Here is a 10,345-nt window from a genome sequence, read left to right on the forward strand (position 1 = left end):
ATATCCCGTTAGTTTTTCCCTAAAATTCCCACCCATTTTTATAAAATATTAATTTGAACAGATGTAAGTTATATGATATATTTATTAGTGCAAACTAACAAAAGTTCGCTGCAAAAGAAGAAAGGAAACTTACATTTATGATGATTAATAAAAGGCTGATTGGTACAGTCAAAGAAAGTAAAAAGTATATAGCATTCAATGTTGCGATACAGTGGTGCTCGCTTGCTGCCAATGTTGTCATGATGGCGGCAATATCCGTGCTTCTTGCATCTATGGCAGAAAAAAATGTCACAAGGACAAGAATCTATACAACTATAATAATAGCGGCGGCAGCGGTTGTCATAAGATTTCTGTGTTCGGTCGGGATGTCCAAGATGAGTTATCTTTCATCAAAGGCAGTAAAGAAAACACTGCGTGAAAAGATATATGAAAAGTTATTAAAGCTTGGAACTTCTTATCAGGAAAAGGTCCAGACATCAGAAGTTGTACAGGTTGCGGTAGAGGGTGTTGACCAGCTTGAGACTTATTTTGGTGCGTATCTGCCGCAGTTTTTCTATGCAATGATTGCACCGCTTACTTTATTTGTGATTTTATGTTTTATAAATGTTCCGTCTGCGGTTGTGCTTCTTATATGCGTTCCGCTTATACCTGTTGCGATAGCGGCTGTGCAGACATGGGCAAAAAAACTTCTCAGTAAATACTGGGGCAGATATACGGCACTAGGCGATACTTTCCTTGAAAATCTTCAGGGACTTACAACATTAAAAATCTATCAGGCAGATGAATTCAAACACAAACAGATGAATGAGGCATCTGAAGAATTCCGTAAAATTACTATGAAAGTGCTCACAATGCAGCTTAATTCGATTACGATAATGGATTTAATCGCATATGGCGGTGCGGCACTTGGAATTGTAATGTCTGTTACTCAGTTTAAGGCAGGGCATATCGGTCTTGCCGGGGCGATTCTTATAATACTTCTTTCGGCTGACTTTTTCATACCGATGAGACAGCTCGGAAGCTTCTTTCATATTGCAATGAATGGTATGGCATCAAGTGATAAGATATTTAAACTTCTTGATTTGCCGGAAGATAATAATGAAAACGGAAAAGAGTGTCCGCAGGATGGAGATATAGTGTGCAAAAATCTTGCATTTTCATATGATGATGGCAGGGAAATATTGCATGGAATTGACATGGCATTTAAAAGTGGCAGCTTTACAGCTGTTGTCGGTGAGAGCGGCTGCGGAAAGTCAACAACTGCGGGAATTATTATGGGACATATGAAAAATTATACGGGAAATGTGGCAATAGACGGCAATTCACTCTCGCAGATAAGCGAAGCAAGCCTTATGAAGCATATTACATATGTAGGGCATAACAGCTATCTTTTCAAAGGAACAGTAAGGCAGAATCTTCTTATGGGAAGTCCGGATGCCAAAGATGACAAACTATGGGAAGTGCTTAAAGAAGTTAATCTTGCAGATTTCCTTAAAGGTGAGGATGGACTTGATACTAAGCTTCTTGAAAAAGCATCTAATTTTTCCGGCGGGCAGTGTCAGAGACTTGCACTTGCAAGAGCATTGCTGCATGACAGTCCTGTATACATTTTTGATGAGGCAACTTCTAATATTGATGTTGAAAGTGAAAATGAAATAATGGAAAGAATATACGAACTTGCAAAGTCAAAGACAGTAATTCTTATTTCACACAGACTTGCCAACGTAACAGGAGCAGATAATATTTATGTTCTTGAAAGCGGCAATGTGGCAGAGTGCGGAACACATGAAGAACTCCTTGACAGACACGGAGTTTATGAGAAACTCTGGAATGCACAGCAGGAACTTGAAAGTTTTGGAAAGGAGACAGCATGAATACAAATAAAAAAAGAAGCGGATTTAAAGTCATGACAAGTCTTATCGGACTTGTTAAACCGATGACAGGATATATGATTCTTGCAATTCTGATGGGACTTATGGGACATCTTTGTGCATCATTTATAACGATTTCGGGCGGATTTGCAATATTAAGTGTCTTAGGAAAAAATAGTCTGCATCTGGCTGTTATATTTGCAGCAATGGCAGGCATGGCGGTACTCAGAGCTGTGTTAAGATATGCGGAACAGTCATGCAATCATTTTATTGCATTTAAGCTTCTTGCATTAATAAGAGATAAGGTATTTGGAGCATTGAGAAAGCTCTGTCCGGCAAAGCTTGAAGGACGAGACAAAGGTGATTTGATTTCTGTAATTACATCTGATATAGAACTTCTTGAAGTATTCTATGCACATACGATTTCACCTGTTGCGATAGCAGCACTTTTTACGGTGATAATGTGTATTTTTATCGGAAGCTATAATCCTCTGCTCGGTGTTATTGCACTTGCAGCTTATATTACAGTAGGTGTTATAATTCCAATTGCAGTTTCAAAGTTAAGCGGTGACATGGGACTGGTTTTTCGTACAAAATCAGGTGAATTATCAGCATTTGTGCTTGACAGTCTCAGAGGACTGCCGCAGATACAGCAGTTTGGAACAGGCAGAAAACGTCTTGCACAGATGAGTGAAAAAATGGAAGAACTCAGTGAAAATGAAGCAAAGATGAAGCGTTTTTCGGGAAGAAATACGGCGGCTACTAATACAACAATTTTAATTTTTGACATATTGATGCTTTTTGCAAGCGGAATGTTATTTGTAAACGGAGCGGTTGGATTTGATGGTGTGTTGATTCCTGTTATTGCACTTATGAGTTCTTTCGGACCTGTTGTTGCACTTGCGGCACTTGGAAGCACATTACAGAACACATTTGCAGCAGGAAACAGAGTCCTTGATATTCTTGAGGAGAAGCCGGTTGTAGAAGAGGTCAGCGGAAAGCAGAATATAGAATTCAATGGGGCATCATCAGAAAATGTTACATTTGCATATGGAGATGAAACAATTCTTGATAATGTGTCAGTTGATATACCGAAAAATTCTGTTATAGGAATTGCAGGACGAAGCGGAAGCGGAAAATCGACATTTTTGAAGCTTTTTATGCGTTTCTGGAATGTGGATAACGGAAGCATTAATATTTCCGGGAAAAATATTAATGATGTAAATACTTCAAATCTTCGAGATATGGAGAGCTTTGTTACACAGGAGACACATCTTTTTGCGGACAGCATTAAAAATAATATTAAAATAGCAAAACTTGATGCAACAGATGTGGAAGTTTATGAGGCATGTAAAAAAGCGTCTGTGCATGATTTTATAATGGGACTTCCAAAAGGATATGACACACCTGTAGGAGAACTTGGCGGAACGCTTTCAGGTGGCGAAAAACAGCGAATCGGGCTTGCAAGAGCATTTTTACATAATGCGGATATGATGCTTCTTGATGAACCGACAAGTAATCTTGACAGCCTTAATGAAGCTGTAATTCTTAAATCTCTTCATGAAGAGAGAAACGGAAAGACAATTGTGCTTGTATCGCACAGAAAATCAAGCATGCGTATGGTTGACCGTGTATACAGCGTGGAAAATGGAAGGATGAGCTGATGAAAGATAAAGAAAGTAAAATGTCAGCAGAAAAAATACAGTCAAAAAGGGAGCAGGAAAAAGAGGTTGTCTCCCTTATGATTGGTTTGTACTGTAAAAAGAAACATAAAACAAAAGGAGTGCTTTGTGATGAGTGTAAAAAGCTTGATGATTATGCAAAGTTAAGAAGTGACAAATGCCCGTTTATGGAGACAAAGACATTTTGTTCTAACTGTAAAGTTCATTGTTACAAGCCGGAAATGAGGGAAAAAATACGTGAAGTTATGCGTTTTTCTGGTCCGAGAATGATTTTTCACCATCCATATCTTGCAATAAAACATGTAATAGAAAGCAAAAAAGAAAAAAAGCGGCTTGAGGTTGACGAGTGTAACAAGATAAAGTAAAATAGAAAGAAGAATTTTTAGCTTTTTTTCTTTGCACCATTAAGGCGGCATTGAATCAAAACAGGAATGGAGGAAATTATGGCTAAAGTTGGTATTGTTATGGGAAGTGACTCTGATATGCCTGTTATGGCAAAAGCAGCAGACATCCTTGAACAGTTGGGTATTTCTTATGAGATGACTATTATCTCTGCACACAGAGAACCGGATGTGTTCTTTGAGTATGCAAAGACAGCAGAGGAAAAGGGATTTAAGGTTATTATTGCAGGTGCAGGTATGGCAGCACATCTTCCGGGTATGTGTGCAGCAATATTCCCTATGCCGGTTATCGGTATCCCGATGCATACAACATCTCTCGGAGGCAGGGATTCACTTTATTCAATAGTACAGATGCCATCAGGTATTCCTGTTGCAACAGTTGCAATTAACGGTGGTGCCAATGCAGGACTTTTAGCAGCAAAGATTCTTGCAACATCAGACCCGGAACTCCTTGTTAAGTTAAAGGATTACAGCAAGGGCTTAAAAGAGAGCGTACAGAAGAAGGACGCTCGTCTTCAGGAAGTAGGATATAAGAATTATTAATTTCTTTATGTGTTAATTAATTTTAATTAAAAATAAAATAAATTTTTGCATGAAATGCATAATATGGAGGAAAAAATGGATTACAAAAAAGCTGGTGTTGATATTGAGGCAGGTTACAAATCGGTAGAGTTAATGAAGGAACATGTTGCAAAGACAATGAGACCTGAGGTACTTACAAATCTTGGTGGATTTTCAGGTGCGTTTTCTATGGAAAAGTTCAAAGGCATGGAAAAGCCTACACTTGTTTCAGGTACTGATGGTGTTGGTACAAAGTTAAAGATTGCATTTACAATGGACAAGCATGATACAGTAGGTATAGACTGTGTTGCCATGTGTGTAAATGATATTGCATGTGCCGGTGGCGAACCTTTATTCTTCCTTGACTATATTGCCTGTGGCAAGAATGAGCCTGAGAAAATTGCTCAGATTGTTAAGGGTGTTGCTGACGGATGTATTCAGTCAGAATGTGCGTTAATAGGTGGCGAGACAGCAGAGATGCCTGGTTTTTATCCTGTTGAGGAATATGACCTTGCCGGTTTTGCAGTAGGCGTTGTTGATGAGAAAGATCTTATAACAGGCAAAGATATCAAAGCAGGAGACACTCTTATCGGTATTGCGTCAAGCGGTGTCCACAGTAATGGATTTTCACTTGTAAGAAGTGTATTTACTATAACAGAAGAATCACTTAATACATATTATGATTCACTTGGAAAGACTCTCGGTGAAGCATTACTTGCTCCGACAAAGATTTATGTTAAGACATTAAAGGAAATCAAGAATGCAGGTGTTCGTATCAAGGGATGCAGCCATATCACAGGCGGCGGTTTCTATGAAAATGTTCCTAGAATGTTACCAGAAGGTGCACATGCTGTAATTAAGAAAGACAGCTATGAAGTACCACCAATCTTCAAGATGCTTCAGAATGACGGTGAGATTGAAGAAAAGATGATGTATAACACATTCAACATGGGTATCGGTATGGTACTTGCAGTTGACAGTGCAGATGTTGATAAGGTTCTTGCAGCAGTAAAAGCAGCCGGTGAGACAGGTTATGTAATCGGCGAAGTAAAGGCTGGCGAGAAGGGAGTTACAGTATGCTAAGAATTGCGGTGATGGTATCCGGAGGCGGAACTAATCTTCAGGCAATTATTGATGGTATTAAGGATAAGACAATTACCAATACGGAGATTGCTGCTGTAATAAGCAATAATGCAGATGCTTACGCACTTACAAGAGCAAAAGATAATGGAATAGAAGCAATATGTGTTTCTCCTAAGTCATACGAGACAAGAGACGAGTTTAACAAGGCTCTTCTTGAGAAGGTTAATTCACTTAATGTTGACCTTGTTGTTCTTGCAGGATTTCTTGTTAAGATTCCTGAAGAAATGGTACATCAGTATTCACACAGAATTATTAATATACATCCATCACTCATACCATCATTTTGCGGAGTTGGTTTTTATGGACTTCATGTTCATGAGGCTGCACTTGCAAAAGGCGTAAAGGTGACAGGTGCTACTGTTCACTATGTTGATGAGGGAATGGATACGGGCGAGATTATATTCCAGAAAGCAGTTGAAGTTAAAGAGGGCGATACGCCTGAGATTCTTCAGAAAAGAGTTATGGAAGAAGCTGAGTGGAAGCTTCTTCCGGCTGCCATTAATATGATTGCCAATAAAGAAAGGAATTAGATATGAAAGTACTTGTAGTTGGAAGCGGCGGACGTGAACATGCTATCTGCTGGAAGATTTCACAGAGTCCTAAGGTTGATAAGATATATTGTGCTCCGGGTAATGCAGGAATTTCACAGATCGCTGAATGTGTTGACATCAAGGCGATGGAATTCGATAAGCTTGTTGCATTTGCTAAAGAAAAAAATATTGATTTAACAGTAATTGGTATGGATGACCCGCTTGTCGGCGGTATTGTCGATGTGTTTGAAGCTGAGGGATTAAGAGTATTCGGACCGAGAAAGAATGCGGCTATCCTTGAAGGCTCAAAGGCATTTTCAAAAGATTTGATGAAAAAATATAACATTCCTACAGCTGCATATGAGACATTTACATCAGCTGATGATGCAAAGGCATATCTTGAAAATGCTGAGTATCCTATCGTATTAAAAGCAGACGGACTTGCACTTGGAAAAGGCGTTCTTATCTGTCCTACAAAGGAAGAGGCACTTGCTGGTGTTGATGAGCTTATGCTTGATAAGAAATTTGGCTCAGCTGGAAATACTATTGTTATAGAAGAATTTATGACTGGCCGTGAGGTATCAGTTTTATCATTTGTTGATGGCAATACAATTAAGATTATGTCATCTGCACAGGATCACAAGAGAGCAAAAGATGGCGATCAGGGGCTTAACACAGGCGGTATGGGTAACTTTTCACCGAGTCCTTTCTATACAAAGGAAGTTGATGATTTCTGTCAGAAATATGTATACCAGCCTACGGTTGATGCCATGAAAGCAGAAGGAAGGCCATTCAAGGGTGTTATTTTCTTCGGACTTATGCTTACACCTAAGGGACCAAGAGTCCTTGAGTACAATGCACGTTTCGGTGACCCTGAAGCACAGGTTGTTCTTCCGAGAATGAAGAATGATATAATTGATGTATTTGAGGCCTGCATCGACGGAACACTTGATAAGATTGACCTTCAGTTTGAAGACAATGCATGTGTATGTGTTGTTCTTGCTTCTGACGGATACCCTCTTTCTTATGAAAAAGGATTTGAGATTACAGGTATGGATAAATTCCATGATGATGAAGGATATTTCCTTTTCCATGCAGGAACAAAGTTTAATGAAGAGGGCAAAGTTGTAACTAATGGCGGACGTGTACTCGGTGTTACAGCACTTGGCAAAGATTTAAAAGAAGCCCGTGCGAACGCGTACCGTGCTACGGAATGGGTTGATTTTGCAAACAAATATATGCGTCACGATATAGGAAAAGCTATAGACGAAGCAGACGTTTAAGATATTATGAGAAGCATGCCCATATGTGTGTGCTTCTCATATTGTATAAATAAGAGGCTGCGTTATCGTAACACCGGTTTTTGGCAGTAAGTGCCACAATTTTAAATTATTATTAAGTAAAAGGAAAGTTTGAAAATGAAAATTACATCAGTAAAGGGAACTAACGATTATCTTCCTAACGAAGTGGAGATTCGTGATTATCTTCAGGAAAGAATTCTTAGTGTATATAAGGAAAATGGTTTTGAACATATCATTACACCTGCAATAGAAGATATTGAAAATCTTGATAAGAGCGACGGTGGTGAGAATCTTAATCTTATATTTAAGATTATGAAGCGAGGAGATAAGCTTGACAAAGCACTTGCTTCAGGAGTTACTGCTGCAAATGAAAACGAACTTGCGGATATGGGTTTAAGATATGACCTTACACTTCCGTTGAGCCGTTATTATGCCAACAACAAAGATAAGCTTACACTTCCGATGAAGTGTATACAGATTGACCGTGTATACAGAGCCGAGAGACCTCAGAAGGGAAGACTTCGTGAGTTTATTCAGTGCGATATTGATATTATCGGTTCAGAGTCTACGGATTCGGAGATTGAACTTATTCTTACAACAACAAAGGCTCTTGATGCAATCGGTCTTAAAAATTATAAGGTTAAGTTAAATGACAGAAGACTTTTACGTGCTGTTCTTCAGTCATTTGGATTTGCTGAAAATGATTTGGACAGTGTATGTATCACATTCGATAAAATGGACAAAATCGGTCTTACGGGAGTTGTTGAAGAACTTACAGAAAAGGGTTTTGCAAAGGATGCTGTCGATAACTTTGAAAAGTTCTTATCAGAGGGCGATTTTACTCTTGAAAGCTTAAAATCACGTCTTGAGGACAAAACTCCGGCAGAAAGCCTTGAACATATCATTGACACTGTAAATGAACTTACAGGCAATGCGTTTGAACTTGTATTTGATTTGTCGCTTGTAAGAGGACAGGGATATTATACAGGAACAGTATTTGAAGTTGAGAGTATTGATTTCAAGGGAGCTGTTGCAGGCGGTGGAAGATACGACCACCTTATCGGCAAATTCCTCAATGAAGATATTCCTGCTGTAGGTTTCTCAATCGGTTTTGAGAGAATATTCGGAATTCTTATGAATAACGGAATCAGTATTGAACAGAGAGCCGACAAGATTGCGGTTGTATATGAGGACGGACAGTTAAAAGATGCTGTCAAGGCGGCTGATGCTTTAAGAGCACAGGGGAAAATCGCGTCATTATACATCAAGCCTAAAAAACTCGGCAAGTTCCTTAACAAACTTGAAGAACGCGGTTACGACGGATTCCTTAATGTCGGCGTGAGCGAAGAAGTGAGCATGTTTGAGAAGTAAGCAGGGCATAAATAGCATGTAAGACATGAAAACAGGTGAGCTTGAGAAGTAAAGAACAAAAGATGAAATATTATGGAGGGTTAAATGGGCAGAAAAAAGAAAAATATAATTATTATAATATGTGTATTGAGCATAGTCATTGTATATTTTTTAATTAACTTTCTGATATGGGGGATTGTACCGCCTAAGAAGACAATATATTTTTTAAACAATGAAGTGTCATTAAAGTACGAAAGAAAAAAACGTAATAATGGAATTATATCTGTTGTGTATAAAGATTCTGCGGGGAATGATTATATATTTGACAGAAACGGAAAATTGACGGGATATTACGATGTCGGCGGAGGAGCTGATTTTCCGGGTTATGATGCGGCTGAAATAAATCCGTCTGATGACAGTGATGAAGCATTGATATATTCTTTGGGACAGAAAGCGAAAACTGTTTTTGAAGAATTGATTATCGATAAGAGCAGAATTTCACAATATGAGTTAATTACTTCCGAAACATTTACTTCATATGGGGTGTGCCAATTCTCGTTTGTGAAGAGTATTAACGGATTTAATACTAATGATACGTTAAGTATTGCGATTGACAGAGACGGAAAGATAAAATCATACACAGGCAGTCGTCAGGGGATATTTGATAATCTTACAGTCAATGCAGATAGGTCTGACATAGAGAAATTTATAGATGAAAAAGTGAATTCGCGGTATAAAAATCAGACTGTGAAATATAACGTGAACAGCATGACTATAGATAAGAAAAAGAATAAGTTTTATATCAGATGTTTTGTCGGCGTTGAAACAGAAGAGTATATTACCGGGGACGAATATGAATACAGGCTTAAATAGTGCCACATTTTTAAGATAAGAAAATTTTAAGATAGGTAAAACAGTGCTGCCGCATATTAAAGGACATTAGTCTTTAGATATGCGGCAGCACTGTTTGTTAATTTATTTCGCCCCTGTTACAACAGCTTTGTCAAGGGCGGTTTTTATGCCGGAGAGAATCATGCTTGAAGTGTATTTGCTGTCGGCACTGTAAGTTATATTCTGCGTGCTTCCGTTTATTTTTACGGCAGAAGCGATTTCTTCAAAATTATCATTTAACATAGGATACATTGTTGTTACGCTGTCAGACAGATTGACAAGCTCTATATTATTAATATTATTTTTATCAAGAGTTACTTTTATATCTACAGGATTTCCATCAAGCATAATAGAAGCAGTGTATACACCGGGCGTGTAGGTTACCGGTGAATTTTTGTATGTAGAATTCCTGACATCTGAGGAATCAGTATCCGCAGCGGATTTTACATCGGTAGATGTCATCCTGGCATTGCCGGATGATGAGCCGGAATCATTTTTTCCCATATTGAAATATAATACAATGCCGGCGATAAGGACAATTGCGGCAATAACGGCAATGATAAGCCATTTCATACGGATTACAACAATTTTTGTCTGAGAATTCATAGTCATTTA

The 10,345-nt window shown here is 38.5% G+C and carries 10 protein-coding genes; 9 read left to right on the plus strand and 1 reads right to left on the minus strand.

All coding sequences use genetic code 11. The features are described 5' to 3' along the window. Window positions 1-137 precede the first annotated feature (137 nt). From WMO38_RS00620 to WMO38_RS00660, 9 genes are all read left to right on the plus strand, one after another. Window positions 138-1,874 carry an ABC transporter ATP-binding protein/permease gene (locus tag WMO38_RS00620; RefSeq protein ID WP_349160972.1) on the plus strand — a complete coding sequence of 579 codons (1,737 nt, stop codon included), beginning with the start codon at window positions 138-140 and terminating at the stop codon, window positions 1,872-1,874. Then, window positions 1,871-3,535 carry an amino acid ABC transporter ATP-binding/permease protein gene (locus WMO38_RS00625; protein WP_349160974.1) on the plus strand — a complete coding sequence of 555 codons (1,665 nt, stop codon included), beginning with the start codon at window positions 1,871-1,873 and terminating at the stop codon, window positions 3,533-3,535. Before WMO38_RS00620 ends, WMO38_RS00625 begins: the two co-directional genes overlap by 4 nt. After that, entirely contained in the window at window positions 3,535-3,918 is a 384-nt protein-coding gene (locus tag WMO38_RS00630; protein ID WP_349160975.1) for a nitrous oxide-stimulated promoter family protein, read from the plus strand. The genes WMO38_RS00625 and WMO38_RS00630 overlap by 1 nt, the downstream gene beginning before the upstream one ends. 78 nt (window positions 3,919-3,996) lie before the next feature. Then, window positions 3,997-4,497: a 5-(carboxyamino)imidazole ribonucleotide mutase gene (gene purE, locus WMO38_RS00635; protein ID WP_186836267.1), complete on the plus strand. Its 501-nt coding sequence runs from the start codon at window positions 3,997-3,999 to the stop codon at window positions 4,495-4,497. A 75-nt stretch (window positions 4,498-4,572) separates the two neighbouring features. Further along, on the plus strand, window positions 4,573-5,598 hold the full coding sequence (gene purM / locus WMO38_RS00640) for a phosphoribosylformylglycinamidine cyclo-ligase (protein ID WP_021865451.1): 1,026 nt from the start codon (window positions 4,573-4,575) through the stop codon (window positions 5,596-5,598). Beyond that, window positions 5,592-6,188: a phosphoribosylglycinamide formyltransferase gene (gene purN, locus WMO38_RS00645; protein ID WP_021865450.1), complete on the plus strand. Its 597-nt coding sequence runs from the start codon at window positions 5,592-5,594 to the stop codon at window positions 6,186-6,188. Before purM ends, purN begins: the two co-directional genes overlap by 7 nt. A 2-nt stretch (window positions 6,189-6,190) precedes the next feature. Then, window positions 6,191-7,471, plus strand: coding sequence for a phosphoribosylamine--glycine ligase (gene purD, locus WMO38_RS00650; protein ID WP_186836266.1), 1,281 nt, complete (start codon window positions 6,191-6,193; stop codon window positions 7,469-7,471). Between the two features lie 135 nt (window positions 7,472-7,606). After that, window positions 7,607-8,860, plus strand: coding sequence for a histidine--tRNA ligase (gene hisS, locus WMO38_RS00655; protein ID WP_349160979.1), 1,254 nt, complete (start codon window positions 7,607-7,609; stop codon window positions 8,858-8,860). A gap of 84 nt (window positions 8,861-8,944) precedes the next feature. After that, window positions 8,945-9,712, plus strand: a complete 768-nt coding sequence (locus WMO38_RS00660; protein WP_349160981.1) for a hypothetical protein — start codon at window positions 8,945-8,947, stop codon at window positions 9,710-9,712. Between the two features lie 102 nt (window positions 9,713-9,814). Here the strand turns inward: WMO38_RS00660 and WMO38_RS00665 are convergent, their stop codons facing one another. Continuing rightward, a complete protein-coding gene (locus WMO38_RS00665; protein ID WP_349160982.1) occupies window positions 9,815-10,336 on the minus strand; it encodes a hypothetical protein in 522 nt (173 codons plus the stop codon). Window positions 10,337-10,345: the final 9 nt, after the last annotated feature.

This window comes from Lachnospira hominis (ex Hitch et al. 2025) (assembly GCF_040096395.1).
Classification (GTDB): domain Bacteria; phylum Bacillota; class Clostridia; order Lachnospirales; family Lachnospiraceae; genus Lachnospira; species Lachnospira hominis.